We start from the raw sequence: 19,354 nt of genomic DNA on the forward strand, positions 1-19,354 counted from the left end.
CATTTTCTCCCGTGAGAAAATGGTGTTTTTTTGATAATTGAAGAAAATTGATTTCCGTTCCGGGGACGCTTTCCGCGGGCCCGGCTCGAGCCTCCTCGGAGCTCACACCTTCGCTCCTGCGGGGTCTCGAGACTCGGGCTGTTCCCGCAGGAGTCGCCCCGTCACTCCTATCAATTTTCTACGATATCAATTTTTTACAAAAAATTCTTTTGCAGCTCATTCATTTTATTAGTTATGTCCCAGCCTCTTTTTATTTATTCTTCATATTATTGATTAATGTTTCCATATCCAATGCAATTTCATCATATGGTACAGCTTTAGCTGAATTTTCCTCTTCGGAATAACCTGAATAATATTTTACGGCAACCCCATTTTCATCAACGAGATAGAATGAGGAACCATGAATCACTTGATCATCATCTTCCGGTTTTTTTACAAGCGCTTTAAATGATTGAAGTGCAAATTGTTCGATGAATTTTTGATCATAGCCTGTAAGCAGATGCCATTTCGATTCATCAGGAACTGTAAAGTAGTCCAAATACTTGGATAACGCTTCCGGCGTATCATTTTCCGGGTCTACTGAAAACCCGACGATTTTGTAATCTTCGAGGCCTTTTTCAACCAATTTTTCTTGCACTATCGACATGTTTAACGTCATTGGCTGGCAAATCGTTTTGCAGTTTGTAAAAATAAACATAGCAATCCAAGGTTGCCCTTTTAAGTCATCTAAAGTAACCGTTTCTCCCCGATGATCAATCATAGTAAAGTCTTGTATCTTATACTCGATTGTCGGTTTAAAATTATAATTGCTGCAAGAAGATAATAGGACCCCGACAATCAGCAACAAGGTGATGATGATTAATTTCTTTTTCTTCATTACGATTCAACTCCCTTGGAATACTATGTTAATCATAAATGAAAGGCGTATTTTAGTAAAACTTTTTCTCATGAAAGATTTTTAACAAATTTGTGAAAAAAATTTCACTTCTTGCTTCTCATTCAAATACTTTTTCTCCATTCATACTTTTCATGGATGCAAGCACCGAATAGATTGCTTCCAGCTTAACTTCAATCCGATGCAGCAAATAAAACGAAATGACAATCGGAAAACCGATTTCCTGAATGAGCGTAATCCATTGTTCCATTTGCATCTCCCCTTTCGATTGGACACCATGCCGAATTTCAATTGATTAGAAAATCGACAAAATCCATTCAGGATTTTGCCGATTCCAAAAGATTAAAATAGATTTTCAATGGTTTTATCAATCATGCGGGCCTGTTTGATGGAAACAAGCGCCGATCCATTTACATGAAACACATCCTGATTCATGATGGTTTCCATTGCGCTTGATACATCTGATGGAGTCAGATCCGGTTTTGGATCATTGATTGAAATGGTGAAATTCTTTCCGTTGGCAGCTTCAAATTTCATTTCGAGTACCTTAGCCATTCACTATCCCCCCTAACAGATTAAAGTTCGATTTTTTCCGTTTTTGACACTGAAGCCTGGACCACCGGGTGACCGGAAAGTTGGATGAATGCTTGTACCACCCCGGCTAGTTGCTCGGCTGTCACATTGTTGCGCACATTTCTGTAAGTTCTGGACGCCAAAATCGTATTGCCGGATTCATCAACGCCCGTTTCATAAACGAGTTTTAGTGTCCCTTGCTCGAACGTCAAGTTGGCCATCTTCTTCTCCCCCCTTTCATCTACCTATATATCAATTTGTTGAAAAAATAGAGACAACGTTAATGAAAATTTTTTCTTCCTTGTTATAATGATTTAGAGAGAGAAAAAGAGGTGAGCAAATTGGTAGGTTGGGTAATGTGGTTACTCGTTGTTTGGAGTTTTATAATGGTTATTTTGATGGCCATTGGCGGGTTTTTTATGTTCCGGAAGTTTTTGAAATCATTGCCAAAAGAAGATGGAAAATCGGAGTTGGATTGGCAAAATTACTATATCAATAAGACTTTGCATTTATGGAATGATGAAGCAAAACAGCTATTGAATGAACTGGTCAGCCCCGTACCCGAATTATTCAGACAGCAAGCCAAAGAGTCCATTGCAGGAAAAATCAGCGAGCTTGCCGTAAAAGAAAAAGCCAAAAGCATTACAGAAGAACTGATCATTAGAGGCTACATCGTTGCCACGCCGAAAAGGGACCATAAATTTTTGCGGAAAAAATTGGCCGAAATGAACATTGATGTTACACCTTACGAAAAATATTTTGCCGAGAGCCAAAAATAAAAGACAAAAAAATGATCATACAATCATCTTTTGGATTGCATGATCATTTTTTTATTTATTCATTATCCCCTTCGTGAAAGCCGCCACTCACAAGTTCCCTTTTTCCAGCGAATCAATCAAATGGGATTTCTCAATTTTTTTATATTGAATGAGCATTGCGATGCGCCATGGCCAAAGCATGGCAAATGCCAATAACCAGAACATGCCGGCTAATTCACCGGGATCAAAAGAATCGGTTAACACCACTTTTCCGAGAGTCCGTATCAATAACAAGCTGACTAAAATGATAAAAAACGCTTTGGAACGTTTCATGTAAATTTCGTTGTCCCGGATTTCAAATTTGGATGTGGCAATCAATACAAAAGAAAAAATGACTCCGACAACAATGGCTTCTAATATTTGTAACGGCGGAACCCGAAACTCCTCAAATACAAACATCAAAGCCCCTGTGGACATGGCGATGGGCGGTATCAGTATTTTTTTTGCATTCACCGGTTTCCTTTGGGATCGCAATCTCATCATCATGATGAAGGTACCCATCAATATAGCCATCAACGTACTCGCAATAATGATATAGCGAGAAGGTATATTTTCAAACATGTTATCCCTCCTCATAGGCTTAAAAAAACTGCCTGTTTGCAGGCAGCGCTCCTTAATAATATACCATAATGTTTTATTCATATGTATCTAAGAACCTTGAAATATTCATTTTTCAATACACCTAGAATGATTGACATGAAATTTCAAGGTCCTAACATCCAATACAATTAGAAACCGGTAAAACCTCCAAAGATTGGTGACAACACCCGGATGATATAATTCATGCCGTCAAAGAACAGCAAAACTCCCATGGCAATCATGATATACCCGCCGATTTTTACAATTTTCTGGCTGTATTTCCGAAGCCATCCCATTCTGGAAATAAAGAAAGACAATATAAAGAAAGGGATGGAAAAACCTAATACGTAAGCAATCATGTACCCCATTGCGGAATTGGGATTTGTCATGGCCAGGGCGATGATCGCTGCCAAAATCGGACCGGTGCACGGCGTCCAACCCGCCGCAAATGCAAGGCCGATCAATGATGATCCGAAATAACCTGAAGGTCTGCTCTTAAATTGGAATTTATGATCTTTCATTAAAAAGTCGATTTTTAACCAACCGACAATCATCAATCCAAAGGCGACAATCAAAATGGCCCCGATTTGACGGATCAAATCCTGATAATTCAGGAAGAAGTTCTCAATGGACAACAATCTTGCACCAAAACCGAGGACGATAAAAATAATCGAGAACCCTATCAAGAAAAAGAGCGTATGCAAAATGGCCCTTTTTTGCAGCATCCCTTTATCATTTTTTATTTCATCGTAGCTCATTCCGGTTATGTACGAAAGAAAAGCCGGATAGAGCGGCAATGTACACGGGGAAATGAAGCTTAAAAACCCTGCCCCAAAAGCGAATAATACGTTAATATTTGAACCCATTTCTGTCTCTCCTTAAGTCCTTATTGTTACTATCATATCAAAGATTTGTTAGAAAATAGTGAAATAAAATTGAAGGATTCATAACAAATGAGAATTCCAAAAGCTCCCGAAATTGATTTCCCCATTAATTATACGTATAAATGACATCGCTTCCAAATCTTAAATTCCACAATGGTTCAAAACGGTCAATGAGCCAGTTTTTTACTGATTTCATTTCCTCCAAATCATTCAATGGACACACTTGGAAATAGATATTTGAATCCAAGATGTGCCGGGCTATTTTTGAATTGATATGACAGTGGGTCGCGGTGCCATCACGGAAACATGACTTTGGAGAGACATTTCCGATATGCTGATTAAATCTCAACTTGAATTTATTATTGCAAATTCCTGCAAATACAATTTTATCGTTCATGATAATCGTATATACGCCCTTTTTATTTAGTAATGTCTCATTGCCCTTTACGACGAATTGGCAATAAGCCAAATCACCGTAATTATTCAGAAATTCTTTGTAAAATGGGTCGTTCTTTTTTTTCAAGTTATAAAGGGCGGGACCAGCAGGCACATCCAAAATTTCTTCATATTCATTCATCACCTTCTCTCTCAGATGTTGGTAACGGTTATGCCGGAGAAGATCGCGAATCGTTTTCTTATCAAAGAAACGAAATGGTTCACGTATATCCGTTTCCAAAAGATCAATTCGAACCCGATGGAAATGGAACTCCTTACCATTCATTTTCACATACATGAACACTCCCCCTCCACTCATCTAAAAAATCGGATATTCAAGAAAGAGATAGAAAATATCACAATTTTTGATATTTCTATAAAATTTTAAAAAATCCTTTTATGTCAGGGTACGTTTTTTCCGATTTTCCAAAATGGCGGATAAACTGAAAATGATGATGGCCATCCATATGAAACCAAAAGAAATCAATTCCACACTTGTAAACGGTTCACCGTAAACCGCAGCCCCCAAAATCAATAGAATCGTCGGGGAAACATATTGGATAAAGCCTAAAATGGATTGGGGCAAAGCTTTCGCTCCCTTTGCGAATAAAATTAAAGGATATGCTGTCACTAAGCCTCCTAAAATAAGAAACAGATCCGTTTTCCAATCAATATGTAAAAATGAAATATCAGTAGTTGACATAAGAAAAATATAATAAACTATTGCAACAGGCAAAATGAACAATGTTTCAATTGCCAACCCCCTGGTGGCATCCAGTTGAATTTTTTTCTTTAATGCGCCATAGATGGCAAATGACAGGGCGATGCACAATGCGACCCATGGGATTTTCCCGTAACGCACCGCCATCAATGCGACTCCACAAAATGCAAGTATCACGGAAAGGATTTGGGCTTTCGACAATTGTTCTTTGAATAGAAATACGCCAAACAATACGGTGATCAACGGGTTAATATAGTACCCAAGGCTTGTCTCCACCACATGATCATTCGTTACCGCCCATATGTACAAAAACCAATTGCATGAGATGACAAAAGAAGCCAGCATCAATGAGAAAAAGATCTTTTTATTGTGCCAAAGATATTTCAAGTCAGCGGCCAATTTATTCTTTTGGCCAATGATTAATATAAAAAGGGTTGTAAATACAAAAGACCAAATAATCCGGTTTAACAATATTTCCATGCTATTTACATGTTCGAGAACTTTCCAATAAACGGGAAAGAATCCCCAGATGGTATAAGCTAGAATGGCATTAAGCATGCCTTTTTTCTCTTCAGTCATAAAATTTTAACCATGCCTTTCAATCATTTTTGAAATATAAGATATTATAAAAATTATAACGATGGAAAATAGGGAAGTAAATGTAAAAACCAAACGATCATTTAGAATGATTTTCCAAAAGTAACATAAATCCCCTTTCGAAAGAGCGCAAAAAAAATTAAAACGTTATTTTTTTATAAAAGTGGCCATTGTCTCAGCTCACTTTTTACCCGCATTTTTTATCTGATGCTCGATAATTAAAGTGCTGATACCCAACAAATCAGCGGAAGATAACGTGCCATCGCGCAGTTTTTCGAGCCAAACCCCATGGATGGCCTGTTCATCAATCCCTTTTCGGACAATGGCTTCAATCATTTTTTGGTCTTTTAATATCGCATCAAGCCGTTTTTTTAATTCCGGACTAGTAAATTCTCCTTTTGTACCAACGGAAGGCAACGTCTTTTGAATTTCGCCCTCAACGTTTTCCAGATCGCTTTCTTTATTGGTCAGGTTTGGTGCAACATACGCAATGCACTCTTTTGCGATCGCCTCGCAGATTTCATTGAATTTCGATTGATAGATTTTCACATCTTGCACTGAGTTAACGAAACATACTTCAATGAGAACGGCAGGTTGATTTGTCCCTTTCAAAAAAGCGAGCTCACTTCTTTTTTTGGCACCTCTATTTTTTAATCCGCTTGCTTTGGCAATGGCCTGACTCATTCTCGCCGCAAAGGCCTGAAGTGAATCATTAAGATACAAAACTTCTGTGCCCAATGGCTGGTCTGTTCTTTTGCCGGAAGAGTTGAAATGAATACTCACATCCAGCTTCCTGTTTTTGGAGTTATGTTCACGTATCAAATAATTCAGGTTGTCACTCTGCTTTTTCGAACGATCATCCACAATTTTGTGGACCGTTATTCCTTCCTGCTGCAATAAATAGGCAACCCGATCTACCACTTTTCTTGCTTCCGTCACTTCATCTATGATATCTCTTGCACCACTGCCAACGCCGAAATGCCCTGGACTGATTGCAATAGAACTCATGATTTCACCTCCAAACATATAAAGACTTATTAAAAAATCTTACACTTTATAGTACGTTGCATCCAAAATCGGAGAAGGGCTCATAGCTTAATCCACTTAACCTTCTATCAATTAAATGATCAAGAAAGGCTATAACAGAGACAAAAAAATGGCCAACTTTGAAAAGTCGGCCATCAAGAAGCGTTGATTTCTCCTTTAGTAGTGATTGTTGATAAAAAAGCGCGAATTTGAAAAATAGTATCCTTGATATTTTCATCGAAGAATTGATTTTTTGTGAAATAGCTATGAACAAGTCCACGGGCAACGGTCAATTCAACCTTTCCTCCAAATTCAATCAATTTGTTTGCGTAACGGATTCCTTCATCCCTTAATACATCATTTTCCGCAACAACAATGAATGCAGGAGGCAGATTCGACAAATCGTCCGCCAATAAAGGGGAAGCATATTGGTGGAAAGTTTCATTCACATTGTTCAAATAGTGTTTTCTAAACCACGCCATGTCTTCTTTCAACAGGCCAAATCCGACTGCGAATTCTTCATAAGATGGCGTACTGAAAGTTAAATCGGTTACGGGATATAACAAAATTTGCGCATGGATTTCAGGCCCTTGCAAGTCCCGGTTTAACAATGTTACAACTGTAGCCAAATTGCCGCCTGCGCTGTCTCCCGCCACAATAATTTTCTTGTTGCCGTTTAATCGATTGTTGTTTTTCACTGTCCATAGGAACGCATCATATGCATCATAAACCGGTGTCGGGAATTTGTATTCAGGAGCCAAACGGTAATTTACAGAAACGACAACGGAGTTCGTTGACTCTGCCAACAACTGACACGACTCATCGCAGGTTTCAATACTGTTCAATACCCAGCCACCGCCATGATAATAGATGATGATGGGAAATGGGCCATTTCCTGTCGGCCTATATATGCGAACCTTTATCTTGCTTCCATCTCTGACAGGAATCAATTGGTCTTTCTTCTTTATAAAACTGGAACGGGTTTTGGTTTTCAATTTTAAAGCAATTTCCCTTCTATTTCTTTCTTCGGCTGGATCCATTGTATATAAAGGGGGTTGTTGATTCGCTTCTTTTAAATATTCGATTGTATTGGACAATAAATAGGACATTGAGGATCATCCTTTTTTCTTATAATTCTTATTCGTTTACTATGTTTTAATTGTATACCTAACGGGCCCCACTTTCAACAAAAAACTTTCCAAATAAACAACTTTATATGAAAAGCCTTGATGGCGCTCTAAAATTTCAAAAGATGGAATTTGAAATTTAGAAACTTCCTCATAAAAGTAAAAACCCCATCTATCTCCCTCAAAGACCGGCGTTCGGTCATATCTTTCAATCCTTAGAAATAATAGAACCCCAAAACTCTTTTCTAACCGTTCCGTTTTATTTATTTTTCTCTAGGTGTTTATCTAATCGAGCATTTCAATCTCCCATATGCTATTGATGAACAGTGATTTGCAAGGAGGTGAAAATAAATGTATGGTAGAAAACATCATCAAATGAGACCAAGACCTATTTGTTGTCCACCGAATATTATGCCAACACAGATTGCACCTGCACAAGTTTCACCAACGCAAGAAGTGGTTAAAACAAACGTTTTCAATACAATTGTTCCACACTTTCATCCAGTGCATACAACTACTGTCAACCGGCATATCTATCACCATCAACACTATTTTCCTAGAACGTATTCCGAAGTGAATGAATATTACCAAATGTCCCAGCAATGCTGCGATCCACGAAATCCAAATCCGCAATGTTTCCCAATGCAACAAAGAAGATTCGGATTTTAATTAAAAAACAACTGCACCACCATTTTGTTGAACGTGGTGCAGTTGTTTTTTTACATTTTTTTCAATTTTTCATATTCAATTTGCAGTTGTTCAAGCCGCTTTCTTCCTTCTTCCCGGTTTCGAACGGTTTCCGCCTGGATTTGTTTTGTTTCTTCAATGCCTGCCAAAATGGTTCTCCAAGTATTTTCAAGGGTTTCAATCTTGATGCCCGGCTGACTTGCCGTGCGGGCGATATCCACACTGTTGCGGCGGATATTTTCTGCGTTTCTCATCAACATTTCGTTCGTCCGTTTATCCAATTCCTGCATCGAATCAGAAATCAATTTTTGACGTTGAATCGTCACGGCATGGATTAGTCCCTGTTTAAAAATAGGGATTGTCGTTACAAAAGCGGAATTGATTTTGGCAATCAAGTGGTTGTTCCCCTGCTGCATTAACCGGATTTGCGGTGCTGCCTGGAAGGATACTTGTTGCGCCATTTCCAAATCGTAGCGGCGCTGTTCCAGCAATTCGATTGCCCGCTGCAATGATTCCAGTTCCATCAGCGCTTCCTGATCCCCTTCGTTGGCACGGGCTTCCAAATTGGCAAGTTCCGGTTTCAGCTCCTCCACTTTTACTTCGATCGCAGCGATATATTCACTCAATGTTTTGAAATATTCAAGATTTTGATCGTACATTTGTTCAAGTTCGACCGTATTTTTCTTCATTTCCTGCTCGTATTTTGTAATCTCTTGATAGATGGCATCAATCTCTTTATTCATCGATTCGTATTTCGATAAAATCTTCTGAAGCTGCTCTTTTCCTTTTCCAAAAAGACGCGCCAAAAATCCTTTCTTTTCTTCTTTAAAATCTTCCGGATCGAAGCGGGCCATGATTTTATTTAAATGATTGATCAACTCGCTCGATTTTTCCAATTTGCTTTGTTTTATGGAAGATAACATCCGGTCGGAAAACTTGGAAATCGAATTTGCGGTTTCCTTCCCGAATTCCAAAACGGCGATTTGATTTTTGACGTCTATTTTTTCGGCAAGCGCAAGGACAGCCGGATCTTTTTTCAATTCCAATTGCCGCTTACGCAATTGAGACATCTCTTCTTCCGTTACAAGTTGTGGAGGCGCTTCAACAATTTCATGTTTTTCTTCATTCAATTTTGCATCCAAATCTTCAAACAACGGGTTTTTCGTTTCTGACATGGCAATCCTCCGTTCTTCATGCGTCATTTATTGTTTATAGTTTACACTAATTTCGATAGTTAGCATACGATTGATTGATAAAGAAAGTTTCAATTTTTACCCATGAAAAAATCCTTTCCACAACATAAAACTTAGGCAGATAAAAAAGACCACGTTCCCATCGAACGTGGACATTTTAAACAGAAACGGTTTAACGATGATTTTGATTATGTTTCGGATTTGGTATCGCCCCAATTGTGCTGACCCAACGATTCGTGTAATTAAAGAAACCGACAACAAAGGCAGCTTCCAGGATTTCATGATCATTGAACCCCGCTTCCCTCAGCAAATCCACTTCTTTTGTTGTAAGTTCATCCGGATACTTTGTCGCACGGAATGCATAGTCGCATAGTGCCCGCTGTTTTTTTGTCAATTCTGCACTTCTGTAGTTATACGTCAATGTATCGACCCATACCGGATCCCCTGTAAGTCTTCTCAACGTATCACTATGAGTGGTCAAACAATAATTGCAGCAATTCACAGAAGACACAACAAGACCAATCATTTCTTTGTCAACCAAATCCAAGTACGTGTTTTTCGTGTTAAACAAGGAATACATGAAGTCGAGGAAAGCTTTGAATTGGATGGGGTTCAAAGGCAAAATATTGAATAAGGTGTTTACAACCCCCAATTTTTCTTCCTGTTTACGGACGTTTTCCTCAAAATACGCTTGCAGCTCAGACGGAATTTCTTCTAGTTTCGGCTTTTGCAAATAAGACCATTGTTCATCATACATACCCATCATTCTTCCCCACTTTTCTATCAATTTTCTCATATTATTTTATATGAATGAAGGATAATATTTTAGAACAGCGTGAGGAAAAAGATAAAAATCGGTCTTACAATGTTCCGGCTGAACCTCCGTCAATGTTTATGGAAGAGCCCGTAACGTAAGAGGCGGCATCGGAAACGAGAAAAGTGATGACTTTTGCCGCTTCATCCGTTTCCCCGATTCTTCCAAGGGGAATCTTTTTTCCGACTTCTCTCGAATATTCTTCCCAAGTGGAAGCCGGCATTTCCCTCTTCCATTTCGCTTCGATTTGTCTGCTTCGGATAAGTCCAATACATACGGTATTTACTCGAATATTATATTTTCCTAAATCTTTGCTCATCGCTTTTGTGAGTGCCATACCGGCAGAGCGGCTCACCGTTGTCGGAAGGCTGTTTTCACCCGGTGTTTTTGCAATGGAAGCAGTCACATTGACGATTGCTCCACCTCCACTCTCTTTTAAATGTGGAAGTGCATATTTTGAGCAATGGATGGCACCGAATAATTTTAAATTCAAATCCGCATGCCATAATTCGGAATCCACTTCTTCAAAAGAATGGGCAGAGGATGTGCCGGCATTGTTCACCAGAATATCTAATCTTCCGTAGTGGGATACCGTCTCCTCAATCAACCGTTTGCAATCCTCTTCTTTTGTCACATCCGCTGCAACCGTAAGAATCTCCTTACCGGTTTGGCCCTGAATCCATTCCTTTGCTTCTTTCAATGAATCCTTATTGCGGCCGCAAATGGCCACTTTTGCCCCCTCCTTGGCAAGTTGGAGGGCCGTATGTAACCCAATTCCTTTACTTGCCCCGGTGATGAGAGCAACTTTATCTTGCAAACCCAAATCCATTCATTCTTCTCCTTTACTTTTTTATGAATATTGTCCATGAAAAATAGAATCCCTTCAATGAATTTGTCAATGATTCATATTCAAAGGTTCAATTCTATTTATTCTTGCACGATGCGCTTTAGAATCTGTTCGTATCAAAAAAAAATAAAACTGATTCTAAAGAAGAAATCCTTTAGAATCAGTTTTACATGGTGAATTAACACGAATATTTAAAATGTGTACCTACAATGATTAAAAGGATGAACAATACAACGATTAACGCAAAGCTGTTTCCACAATAGCTGTATCCTCCATAGCCATAGCCCATGAATAATCCCTCCCTCATTGATGGTACTCTAGTGTATGCTTTTATAAAGGAGGGTGTCAGGACAATAGCATAATTTCTATAATTTTTATCATTTTTGTATTTTGAATCGAAAACTTTTTTCAAACTTAAAATGCCCGCTATTAAAAGTTCTTTCTACAAAAGTGACGTTCCCTTCCCTATCAATCAACAATACTGTTGAACAACGGGTGCCGTAGTGTGGCAATTGAATAAACGCCGGGGATAAATTTCTCTCCATTTCCAAACCGACACCTGTATCTGGCAACTCTTCATCCGGTGCGATTTCACGATCCATGACAATTTCAAATAATTCATCAATATCCACTTGTCCAGGATTATTTTTCAAATATTCAACCAGGCGTTTTTTCCCTTTCACCACTTTCGGCCATGGAGTATTTAATGTATGATTGCTGACACTATGGACGCCGGGGAAAATCTCATTTTTTTCATCAAAAATATTATTATAATGCATTAAACGGTTTTGATCTCCGACGATTACGTTAAATCCTCCATAACAGTCTTTCATTTTTGCCAATTCATCAATAAACTCGCTTGGATGAACGGATTCTTTCAAAAAATTTCTCACAATTTCCCCACGGGAACGCGGTCTTTTTGGTAAAGACGGATCGCGGAAATTCGTTAAGGCTGCGAATCGTCCGTTTTTTGATATTCCCAGCCACGTGCCCATTTCAAGCAGGTCCCTTCCCGCCAGAATCTCCGGTTCATCCTCCCAAAAATGGGCAGGTTCCGCCGGACGGTCATAAATTTCATCCCGATTTGCTACAACGATTAATTGAAATATTGGATGTTCCCCATATTGAAAATGAATTAAACACATACTCCCAACCCTTTTTTCATTATTTCTATCAATAGTTTATCATCGCTGGTCCCATTTCCCAAAGAAGAATGATAGCAGTCCGGTTCAATTTTTCTTCTTCATTTCTTCCAAGATCGCTTCCAAAATTTTATTTTTTCTTCTTAATGCGGAAACCACACTCACCATAAACCAAATGATCATCAAAGCTGGAACGACATAGAACAAAACGGATACGAATATTGACATTGCACTTCCCCCATTTCCATTTTTTATATACTTCGTGCGGCACACTTTTTATATAAACTGATCGATGCTACTATATTTCTTTATATGCGAATACAGTTCCATTTAACGATCATAGGCGGATGGTTTCTTTTTTTGTAGAAAGTATGAAGATAAAGTTGTTAAATTTTTCAATAATCCATCCCTATTTTATTCCAAATAATTTGTTTGGAAGAGGAACAGGGGTGTCCGGTGCCCCATTCCATCACTTGTCTTCGCATGGAACTGTTGTGAATGACATCCATTATTACATGCTTACTCCATATAGCTGTCCAGTACTTGCAACAAATGTGCATAAGCGCTTCCCGCCTTTAAGGCGGAGGCAACGGAAATCGCTTCATCCAATTGTTCATTGGTGATTCCAAGTTCCATAGCATTTTTCATATGGCGATCGGCCAAACCGGGACATTGGATTGCAAATGCCACTGCAGCTGCAATTAACTCTTTATAAGCCCGGCTTAAATGCCCCGCTTCCAGGACACTATGGGAAAAATCGGTATATCCTTGAGAAAATCCATTGTCTCTCATCTCATTGGAATTTGCGGCAACTCCCGCTTCCATTGCGGAAACCACAAACACGGCTTCCACCAGTTCTTCCAGGCTTGCACCTGCTCTTTTCGCTTTTTTTGTATGAACATCAATGCAATAAGGACACTTTGTTGCGTGGGCAATGGCGACAGCAAGTATTTCCTTTTCCTTCTTCGTCAAAGCTCCCGGTTTAAACACCTTTCTGTCGAATTGGGCAAATGCTTTGAATGGTTCCGGTACCAATTCTCTTAAATACTTCATCCCATGTTCTTTATTTTTTTCGTAATAACTGGCCATACTATTCCCCTTTACAAATCGTTTGTTATCCTAATAAATAAAATGTGGCATTTGTAAAAACCGTAAGTTTTTCAGTGAAATCGGCACGAATTTTATGGAATTCGGAAATTTTCACTATTTCTTTTAAAAATATTGTTCGATTTTCAAAAAAAGAGTATATAATCAAAATATATTGAAATATTCAAGGAGTGTTTGAAGTGAGTACAAATAAACGTGCATACAATTTTAATGCAGGACCATCCGCATTACCTCTTGAAGTATTGGAAAGAGCTCAAAAAGAATTGGTAGACTTTAATGGATCAGGCATGTCCATTATGGAAATGAGCCACCGCAGCAAAGACTATGATGAAGTTCATAACAATGCAATCAACCGATTGAAAAAAATCTTATCCGTTCCAGACAACTATGACGTGCTCTTCTTGCAAGGCGGGGCAAGCTTGCAATTTGCAATGGTGCCAATGAACTTTTTGACAAAAGACAAAACAGCAAGCTATGTGTTGACTGGTTCTTGGTCAGAAAAAGCTCATAAAGAAGCAAAACTTTTTGGTAATGCAGTGGTAGCAGCAAGCACGAAAGAAAATGAATATCGCAATATTCCGAACCTGGATGAAATTCAATTCAATGCGGACGATGCGTATGTTCATATTACTTCCAATAATACTATTTACGGCACTGAATGGAAAGAATTCCCTAATACCGGAGATGTTCCATTGGTTGCGGATATGTCCAGTGACATTTTATCCCGCCCAATCGATGTAAACCAGTTCGGCATCATTTATGCTGGAGCCCAAAAAAATCTTGGACCATCCGGGGTTACTGTAGTCATCATCCGCAAAGACTTGATTGAAAAAGCAAATACAGATATTCCGACAATGTTAAAATATAAAACACATGCAGTTAAAAACTCTTTATACAATACTCCTCCAACATTCGGCATTTATATGTTGGGCGAAGTGTTGCGTTGGGTTGAAGAACAAGGCGGCCTTGAAGCCATTCAACAACGCAATGTGGAGAAAGCGAAATATATTTATGATGTGATCGATGAAAGCAACGGATTCTACAAAGGACATGCAGAACCAAACAGCCGTTCACTTATGAACATCACATTCCGTTTGGCTGATGAAGAATTGGAAAAACAATTCCTGGCTGAAGCAAAAGCGGCTGGTTTCGTAGGACTAAACGGCCACCGTTCCGTTGGAGGATGCCGTGCTTCAACTTACAACGCTGTGCCTGTGGAAGCTTGCATCGCTTTAAGAGATTTCATGTACGATTTCCAAAAGAAACATCAATAAAAGAATGACAAAGGGGCATCAATGATTGATGCCTCTTTTTTATCGAATCGGCAAACCAATCAGAACCTGAAATGTTAAAAAAAGAAAATTTTATCCCCTCTTTTGGGAATAGTTATCTTTAAGGGCTCGCTGAAGCAATGCAATCGAACGGTCAAGATCCGCTTTCAACGTATCTTTATAAGCTTTCACTTTCTCCCGGTCACCAATTCGATAGATATACAATGTTTGCATCTCTGCACCTTCTTTAATTATCGGTTCCCTCGTGACATATCCATCTTTCAGCAACTCATGAAGGGATTTATACACTTCCGATTTGGTCGGTTTATAACCAAGATCTTTAAAATAATTTTGCAGATTTTCAAGAATTTGAAGACCATACAGCCTTCCCTTCTCTGCTTCATGAAGCATGTACAGTTTCAAAAAAGCCCGCTGTTTTATGATGAAGGTATTCTTCCTCATTCATTTACAACTCCTTAAGTGCTGTACGTGGATTGATAGGTTTTTTATGAAAATACATGGCGCGAGAATTTTTTGACCATGATGGTGGTTTAATTAGAACCATGTTTAATTAGAATATATAATAGACAAATTTATTTTGCAAAGTATTTGTGAAAATTCACATGCATGTGCGCTTTATGAATCCTTCATAATAAGATGAAAAATGAAAAAGACTGTTGGATATATTTTCCAACAGTCTTTTCTTTGTGTGCGCCTGGCATGGATGTAATCTATAGGGTGCAAGTCCCGAGCCGTGAAGGCAGAAGTAACGGTTAGCTTAACGCAAGGGTGTCTGTGGTGACGCGGAATCTGAAGGAAGCGAGCGGCAAACTTCCGGTCTGAGGAACACGAACTTCATACAAGGCTAGGTATCATTGGATGAGTTTGCACAACAAAACAAAGTCCTTTCTGCCAAAGGTGATACAGAGTAAATGAAGCAGACAGATGGAAGGAAAGATTACATTCTTACCCGGGGAGGTCTGGCGGATAGGTGAAGTACGCTTCATAACCTACTTAGTGATAAGTAGCTGAACCGTCAGAAGTCAGCAGAGGTCATAGTATTAGTTGGTTTAGAACTACTAAGAAGGACCGAACAATTAAGAGAGAATAGCCCTTGGCATTCAGTGAGTCATGATGAACACAGAAAACGTAGTACCTCACTTGAGGAAGGAAGCGGTGAATCCCGTGGGAGACCTCTTGGAGGGTGGAGTGACCACTGGCATAAGAAGACAAGCTATTCACGGAAGGAGAATAACGATGCTTTTGAATCAAATCCTGTCACGGGAGAACATGCTTCAAGCACTAAAACGTGTAGAACAGAATAAAGGAAGCCATGGAGTAGATATGATGCCCGTACAAAACTTACGACAGCACATAGTTGAAAACTGGCTATCGATTAAAGAAGCAATTCTCAAGGGAACTTATGAACCGATGCCAGTCCGCAGAGTCGAAATCCCGAAACCTGATGGCGGTGTTCGTTTACTAGGAATCCCTACCGTAACAGACCGTTTGATTCAACAAGCAATCGCCCAAGTACTTTCAAAAGTGTATGACCCTACATTCTCTGAAAACAGCTACGGATTTCGACCAAACCGAAGTGCTCATGATGCGGTGAGGAAAGCGAAAGAATATATAAGAGATGGATATCGATGGGTTGTAGATATGGACTTGGAGAAATTCTTTGATAAGGTCAACCATGACAGATTAATGGGTACACTCGCGAAGAGAATCCAAGATAAACCATTACTGAAATTGATTCGTAAGTATTTACAATCGGGAGTCATGATAAATGGTGTGGTGTCAAGCACATTAGAAGGAACTCCACAAGGAGGACCATTAAGTCCGCTACTGTCTAATATTGTACTAGATGAACTAGATAAAGAATTGGAAAGAAGAGGACACAAATTCGTTCGATATGCGGATGACTGTAACATTTACGTGAAAAGTAAACGAGCAGGACTTCGCACAATGGCAAGCATTCAACGATTCATTGAAGGAAAACTACGACTGAAAGTAAATGAAAAGAAATCAGCGGTCGACCGTCCATGGAAACGTAAGTTTCTAGGATTTAGCTTTACCTATCATAAAGAGCCAAAGGTTCGTATCGCAAAAGAAAGCCTTAAACGAATGAAGAATAAAGTTCGTGAAATCACATCACGCAAGATGCCCTACCCGATGGAATACCGCATTCAGAAACTGAATCAATATCTAATGGGATGGTGTGGATATTTTGCGTTAGCAGACACCAAATCTACATTCCTTGAATTAGATAAATGGATTCGTAGAAGACTTCGAATGTGTCTATGGAAGAACTGGAAGAAACCGAAAACAAAGATGCGCAACCTTATTCAACTTGGCGTACCACAATGGCAAGCGTATGAATGGGGAAATACTCGGAAGAGTTATTGGCGTATTTCAAAAAGTCCAATATTACACAGAACCCTTGGTAACTCCTATTGGAGAAACCAAGGGCTGAAAAGTCTTGAAGCTCGTTATGAAAACTTGCGTCAATGATCTTAATTGAACCGCCGTATACGGAACCGTACGTACGGTGGTGTGAGAGGACGGGAGTTAATCGCTCCCTCCTACTCGATTGAAGTTTGTTAAATTAATTAATAAGCTCTACCGAACCAAACAGTATGTTTTGCTTCTTTTCCGCATGTGATGCAAGTATGTTTCGTTGTTGGCGGATTAAACGGAATATTGCGCGATGTGAATTTCGTTTCTTCCTTCACTTTCGCTTCACATGCATCGTCGCCGCACCAACCGCCAAGAATCCAACCTGGGATCGTACCGTTTTTCTCACAAATTGCGATATGTTCTTTTAATTGGTCTAATGTATCAATATCTGTATGAGAGTTTGCATCGCGGAATGCTTTTGCTTTTTCATATAGACGTTGTTGCATTGTTTCCAATTCTTTTTCCACCGCTTCCACAACGGATTCAATGGAAACAGTGATTTTTTCATCTTCATCGCGGGCTTTCAAGATGACTTGATTGTTTTCCAAATCGCGAGGTCCAAGTTCAATACGGACTGGCACTCCTTTTAATTCCCATTCATTGAATTTAAATCCTGGAGATTGGTCTGAATCGTCGATGCGTACACGAATTCCTTTTTCTTTTAAAGCTTTTTGGATTTCTTCCAATTTTTCGATGATGGCAGGCGTTTTTTTCCATGGGCCGACAGGAATTAAGATCACTTGTGTCGGTGCAATTTTTGGAGGAAGAACCAATCCTTTTTCATCCCCATGCACCATAATGACCGAACCGATCAAACGTGTTGACGTACCCCATGAAGTTGTATGAACATGAACGTGTTTGTTTTCACGGTTCAAATATTTAATGTTGAACGCTTCTGCGAATTTTGTACCTAAATAGTGGCTTGTCCCGGCTTGTACGGCTTTTCCGTCTTTCATCATCGCTTCGATGGAGTAAGTATCCACAGCGCCGGCGAAGCGTTCAGATGGCGTTTTTTGTCCATCATACACCGGAATCGCCAATACGTTTTCTACCACATCTTTATAGATATTGAGCATTTGCATCGTTTCTTTTCGTGCATCTTCTTCATTTTCATGAGCTGTGTGCCCTTCTTGCCACAAAAACTCGGAAGTGCGGATAAATGGAAGAGTTTTCTTTTCCCAACGGAATACGTTTGCCCACTGGTTGATCAGTACAGGGAGATCACGATAAGATTTGATCCAGTTGGAATATAAATAACCAATCATTGTTTCGGAAGTAGGACGGAGCGCCAAACGTTCTTCCAATTTTTCCCCTGCCGCTTCCGTCACCCATGGAAGCTCCGGAGAAAATCCTTCCACGTGTTCTTTTTCTTTTTGGAAGAAAGACTCAGGAATCAGCATTGGGAAATATGCATTGCGATGCCCTGTTTCCTTGAAACGCCGGTCCATTTCCGACTGAATATGTTCCCAAATTTCATATCCATCCGGTTTGAATGCGATACAGCCGCGCACTGGCGTGTAATCCATCAAATCCGCTTTTTGAATTGTGTCAATATACCACTTTGTAAAATCATTCGTTTGTTGTGACATAGTCATCCTCCTCGCAACAAAATAGCGTAAAGATGCCCTTCTTTGGACGCCTTTACGCTGAATAGTCGTGTAACCACCAAAAAGGCATATGGAATCATTTTGACCATCAATTAATATTCATGGTTTCCGGTGGCGATATAGCTCTCAGCGAATGCTATTTATTCCATTCACACTTTGGATTGTTTTGTATACGAATATCTATTTCTAATATAATGTACCAAATTCAAGCAATAAATACAATTCCTATATAAAAATTTACATATAATTGTTCCGTTGATATTTGCGGCAAATGCTCCTAATGAAGGTCATATCCCATAAATAATAAGGGATATAACCCGAAAGAATTTTCAAAAAAAATAGAGTAATGTAATAAATTTCTCAAAAAAAATTATTATAAATCAATCGAAAATTGATATTTTTTTGATATCTCCTTCCATAATCCATCTATTATGATAGAAAATAATTCGGAAAAAATATTTCAAAAATCCTAAAATCCATTCTTTTATTAATACTCAAAGTTTACTGAGAAATTAGACAACCTCCCCTTTTTTTACTAATATTAAGTTTGTTGAAAATAATAAAATGGAGG

23 protein-coding genes are annotated in these 19,354 nt (G+C 39.0%); 4 read left to right on the forward strand and 19 right to left on the reverse strand.

The features are described 5' to 3' along the window. Nucleotides 1-250 precede the first annotated feature (250 nt). The 4 genes from NSS77_RS14875 to NSS77_RS14890 form a co-directional block, all read right to left on the reverse strand. Entirely contained in the window at nt 251-877 is a 627-nt protein-coding gene (locus NSS77_RS14875) for an SCO family protein (RefSeq protein ID WP_342469431.1), read from the reverse strand. Between the two features lie 118 nt (nt 878-995). Further along, nucleotides 996-1,145, reverse strand: coding sequence for a YvrJ family protein (locus NSS77_RS14880; protein WP_342469432.1), 150 nt, complete (start codon nt 1,143-1,145; stop codon nt 996-998). Between the two features lie 92 nt (nt 1,146-1,237). Next, nucleotides 1,238-1,450, reverse strand: coding sequence for a DUF2922 domain-containing protein (locus NSS77_RS14885; RefSeq protein ID WP_342469433.1), 213 nt, complete (start codon nt 1,448-1,450; stop codon nt 1,238-1,240). A 20-nt stretch (nt 1,451-1,470) separates the two neighbouring features. Continuing rightward, nucleotides 1,471-1,689, reverse strand: a complete 219-nt coding sequence (locus NSS77_RS14890; protein WP_342469434.1) for a DUF1659 domain-containing protein — start codon at nt 1,687-1,689, stop codon at nt 1,471-1,473. Nucleotides 1,690-1,824: 135 nt separating this feature from the next. Here NSS77_RS14890 and NSS77_RS14895 point away from each other — a divergent pair, with 135 nt between their 5' ends. After that, nucleotides 1,825-2,247: a DUF2621 domain-containing protein gene (locus tag NSS77_RS14895; RefSeq protein ID WP_342471302.1), complete on the forward strand. Its 423-nt coding sequence runs from the start codon at nt 1,825-1,827 to the stop codon at nt 2,245-2,247. A gap of 87 nt (nt 2,248-2,334) precedes the next feature. Here the strand turns inward: NSS77_RS14895 and NSS77_RS14900 are convergent, their stop codons facing one another. The 6 genes from NSS77_RS14900 to NSS77_RS14925 form a co-directional block, all read right to left on the reverse strand. After that, complete coding sequence (locus tag NSS77_RS14900) at nt 2,335-2,847, reverse strand: cytochrome c biogenesis protein CcdC (protein WP_342469435.1); 513 nt, start codon at nt 2,845-2,847, stop codon at nt 2,335-2,337. A gap of 167 nt (nt 2,848-3,014) precedes the next feature. Further along, on the reverse strand, nt 3,015-3,731 hold the full coding sequence (locus tag NSS77_RS14905) for a cytochrome c biogenesis protein CcdA (RefSeq protein ID WP_342469436.1): 717 nt from the start codon (nt 3,729-3,731) through the stop codon (nt 3,015-3,017). A 124-nt stretch (nt 3,732-3,855) separates the two neighbouring features. Next, nucleotides 3,856-4,482, reverse strand: coding sequence for a hypothetical protein (locus tag NSS77_RS14910; protein WP_342469437.1), 627 nt, complete (start codon nt 4,480-4,482; stop codon nt 3,856-3,858). A 99-nt stretch (nt 4,483-4,581) separates the two neighbouring features. Then, a complete protein-coding gene (gene rarD / locus NSS77_RS14915) occupies nt 4,582-5,484 on the reverse strand; it encodes an EamA family transporter RarD (protein WP_342469438.1) in 903 nt (300 codons plus the stop codon). A gap of 198 nt (nt 5,485-5,682) precedes the next feature. Beyond that, nucleotides 5,683-6,510, reverse strand: a complete 828-nt coding sequence (locus NSS77_RS14920) for an N-acetylmuramoyl-L-alanine amidase (RefSeq protein WP_342469439.1) — start codon at nt 6,508-6,510, stop codon at nt 5,683-5,685. A 173-nt stretch (nt 6,511-6,683) separates the two neighbouring features. Further along, on the reverse strand, nt 6,684-7,637 hold the full coding sequence (locus NSS77_RS14925; RefSeq protein WP_342469440.1) for an alpha/beta hydrolase: 954 nt from the start codon (nt 7,635-7,637) through the stop codon (nt 6,684-6,686). Between the two features lie 369 nt (nt 7,638-8,006). Here NSS77_RS14925 and NSS77_RS14930 point away from each other — a divergent pair, with 369 nt between their 5' ends. Further along, nucleotides 8,007-8,324: a CotD family spore coat protein gene (locus NSS77_RS14930; RefSeq protein ID WP_342469441.1), complete on the forward strand. Its 318-nt coding sequence runs from the start codon at nt 8,007-8,009 to the stop codon at nt 8,322-8,324. Between the two features lie 50 nt (nt 8,325-8,374). Here NSS77_RS14930 and NSS77_RS14935 read toward each other — a convergent pair whose 3' ends face one another. The 7 genes from NSS77_RS14935 to NSS77_RS14965 form a co-directional block, all read right to left on the reverse strand. After that, on the reverse strand, nt 8,375-9,517 hold the full coding sequence (locus NSS77_RS14935; RefSeq protein WP_342469442.1) for a toxic anion resistance protein: 1,143 nt from the start codon (nt 9,515-9,517) through the stop codon (nt 8,375-8,377). Nucleotides 9,518-9,707: 190 nt separating this feature from the next. After that, complete coding sequence (locus NSS77_RS14940; RefSeq protein WP_342469443.1) at nt 9,708-10,301, reverse strand: peroxidase-related enzyme; 594 nt, start codon at nt 10,299-10,301, stop codon at nt 9,708-9,710. A 94-nt stretch (nt 10,302-10,395) separates the two neighbouring features. Further along, complete coding sequence (locus NSS77_RS14945) at nt 10,396-11,178, reverse strand: SDR family oxidoreductase (protein ID WP_342469444.1); 783 nt, start codon at nt 11,176-11,178, stop codon at nt 10,396-10,398. A 196-nt stretch (nt 11,179-11,374) separates the two neighbouring features. Beyond that, entirely contained in the window at nt 11,375-11,485 is a 111-nt protein-coding gene (locus NSS77_RS14950; protein WP_342469445.1) for a YjcZ family sporulation protein, read from the reverse strand. An 88-nt stretch (nt 11,486-11,573) separates the two neighbouring features. After that, on the reverse strand, nt 11,574-12,341 hold the full coding sequence (locus NSS77_RS14955) for an NRDE family protein (RefSeq protein WP_342469446.1): 768 nt from the start codon (nt 12,339-12,341) through the stop codon (nt 11,574-11,576). An 84-nt stretch (nt 12,342-12,425) separates the two neighbouring features. Then, nucleotides 12,426-12,566, reverse strand: a complete 141-nt coding sequence (locus NSS77_RS14960) for a hypothetical protein (RefSeq protein ID WP_342469447.1) — start codon at nt 12,564-12,566, stop codon at nt 12,426-12,428. A 291-nt stretch (nt 12,567-12,857) separates the two neighbouring features. Beyond that, nucleotides 12,858-13,427 (reverse strand): carboxymuconolactone decarboxylase family protein, encoded by a 570-nt coding sequence (locus tag NSS77_RS14965; RefSeq protein WP_342469448.1) that lies wholly within the window; start codon nt 13,425-13,427, stop codon nt 12,858-12,860. A 197-nt stretch (nt 13,428-13,624) separates the two neighbouring features. Here NSS77_RS14965 and serC point away from each other — a divergent pair, with 197 nt between their 5' ends. Next, entirely contained in the window at nt 13,625-14,719 is a 1,095-nt protein-coding gene (gene serC / locus NSS77_RS14970; protein ID WP_342469449.1) for a 3-phosphoserine/phosphohydroxythreonine transaminase, read from the forward strand. Between the two features lie 90 nt (nt 14,720-14,809). On the opposite strand, the gene NSS77_RS14975 is transcribed toward serC, so the two are convergent. After that, complete coding sequence (locus tag NSS77_RS14975) at nt 14,810-15,178, reverse strand: Replication termination protein (protein WP_342469450.1); 369 nt, start codon at nt 15,176-15,178, stop codon at nt 14,810-14,812. Nucleotides 15,179-15,973: 795 nt separating this feature from the next. Here NSS77_RS14975 and ltrA point away from each other — a divergent pair. After that, on the forward strand, nt 15,974-17,230 hold the full coding sequence (ltrA, locus tag NSS77_RS14980; protein WP_342471303.1) for a group II intron reverse transcriptase/maturase: 1,257 nt from the start codon (nt 15,974-15,976) through the stop codon (nt 17,228-17,230). Nucleotides 17,231-17,328: 98 nt separating this feature from the next. On the opposite strand, the gene proS is transcribed toward ltrA, so the two are convergent. Beyond that, nucleotides 17,329-18,765: a proline--tRNA ligase gene (gene proS / locus NSS77_RS14985; RefSeq protein WP_342469451.1), complete on the reverse strand. Its 1,437-nt coding sequence runs from the start codon at nt 18,763-18,765 to the stop codon at nt 17,329-17,331. Between the last annotated feature and the right edge of the window lie 589 nt (nt 18,766-19,354).

Origin of the sequence: Ureibacillus sp. FSL K6-3587, from assembly GCF_038593165.1 — a bacterium.
Classification (GTDB): Bacteria; Bacillota; Bacilli; order Bacillales_A; family Planococcaceae; genus Ureibacillus; species Ureibacillus suwonensis.

What these genes read in the sequence shown, in the direction of transcription:
- NSS77_RS14875 (WP_342469431.1), bottom strand. Translation starts at nt 877, where the DNA reads ATGAAGAAAAAGAAATTAATCATCATCACCTTGTTGCTGATTGTCGGG.
- NSS77_RS14880 (WP_342469432.1), bottom strand. Translation starts at nt 1,145, where the DNA reads ATGGAACAATGGATTACGCTCATTCAGGAAATCGGTTTTCCGATTGTC.
- NSS77_RS14885 (WP_342469433.1), bottom strand. Translation starts at nt 1,450, where the DNA reads ATGGCTAAGGTACTCGAAATGAAATTTGAAGCTGCCAACGGAAAGAAT.
- NSS77_RS14890 (WP_342469434.1), bottom strand. Translation starts at nt 1,689, where the DNA reads ATGGCCAACTTGACGTTCGAGCAAGGGACACTAAAACTCGTTTATGAA.
- NSS77_RS14895 (WP_342471302.1), top strand. Translation starts at nt 1,825, where the DNA reads ATGTGGTTACTCGTTGTTTGGAGTTTTATAATGGTTATTTTGATGGCC.
- NSS77_RS14900 (WP_342469435.1), bottom strand. Translation starts at nt 2,847, where the DNA reads ATGTTTGAAAATATACCTTCTCGCTATATCATTATTGCGAGTACGTTG.
- NSS77_RS14905 (WP_342469436.1), bottom strand. Translation starts at nt 3,731, where the DNA reads ATGGGTTCAAATATTAACGTATTATTCGCTTTTGGGGCAGGGTTTTTA.
- NSS77_RS14910 (WP_342469437.1), bottom strand. Translation starts at nt 4,482, where the DNA reads ATGTATGTGAAAATGAATGGTAAGGAGTTCCATTTCCATCGGGTTCGA.
- rarD (WP_342469438.1), bottom strand. Translation starts at nt 5,484, where the DNA reads ATGACTGAAGAGAAAAAAGGCATGCTTAATGCCATTCTAGCTTATACC.
- NSS77_RS14920 (WP_342469439.1), bottom strand. Translation starts at nt 6,510, where the DNA reads ATGAGTTCTATTGCAATCAGTCCAGGGCATTTCGGCGTTGGCAGTGGT.
- NSS77_RS14925 (WP_342469440.1), bottom strand. Translation starts at nt 7,637, where the DNA reads ATGTCCTATTTATTGTCCAATACAATCGAATATTTAAAAGAAGCGAAT.
- NSS77_RS14930 (WP_342469441.1), top strand. Translation starts at nt 8,007, where the DNA reads ATGTATGGTAGAAAACATCATCAAATGAGACCAAGACCTATTTGTTGT.
- NSS77_RS14935 (WP_342469442.1), bottom strand. Translation starts at nt 9,517, where the DNA reads ATGTCAGAAACGAAAAACCCGTTGTTTGAAGATTTGGATGCAAAATTG.
- NSS77_RS14940 (WP_342469443.1), bottom strand. Translation starts at nt 10,301, where the DNA reads ATGATGGGTATGTATGATGAACAATGGTCTTATTTGCAAAAGCCGAAA.
- NSS77_RS14945 (WP_342469444.1), bottom strand. Translation starts at nt 11,178, where the DNA reads ATGGATTTGGGTTTGCAAGATAAAGTTGCTCTCATCACCGGGGCAAGT.
- NSS77_RS14950 (WP_342469445.1), bottom strand. Translation starts at nt 11,485, where the DNA reads ATGGGCTATGGCTATGGAGGATACAGCTATTGTGGAAACAGCTTTGCG.
- NSS77_RS14955 (WP_342469446.1), bottom strand. Translation starts at nt 12,341, where the DNA reads ATGTGTTTAATTCATTTTCAATATGGGGAACATCCAATATTTCAATTA.
- NSS77_RS14960 (WP_342469447.1), bottom strand. Translation starts at nt 12,566, where the DNA reads ATGTCAATATTCGTATCCGTTTTGTTCTATGTCGTTCCAGCTTTGATG.
- NSS77_RS14965 (WP_342469448.1), bottom strand. Translation starts at nt 13,427, where the DNA reads ATGGCCAGTTATTACGAAAAAAATAAAGAACATGGGATGAAGTATTTA.
- NSS77_RS14975 (WP_342469450.1), bottom strand. Translation starts at nt 15,178, where the DNA reads ATGAGGAAGAATACCTTCATCATAAAACAGCGGGCTTTTTTGAAACTG.
- ltrA (WP_342471303.1), top strand. Translation starts at nt 15,974, where the DNA reads ATGCTTTTGAATCAAATCCTGTCACGGGAGAACATGCTTCAAGCACTA.
- proS (WP_342469451.1), bottom strand. Translation starts at nt 18,765, where the DNA reads ATGTCACAACAAACGAATGATTTTACAAAGTGGTATATTGACACAATT.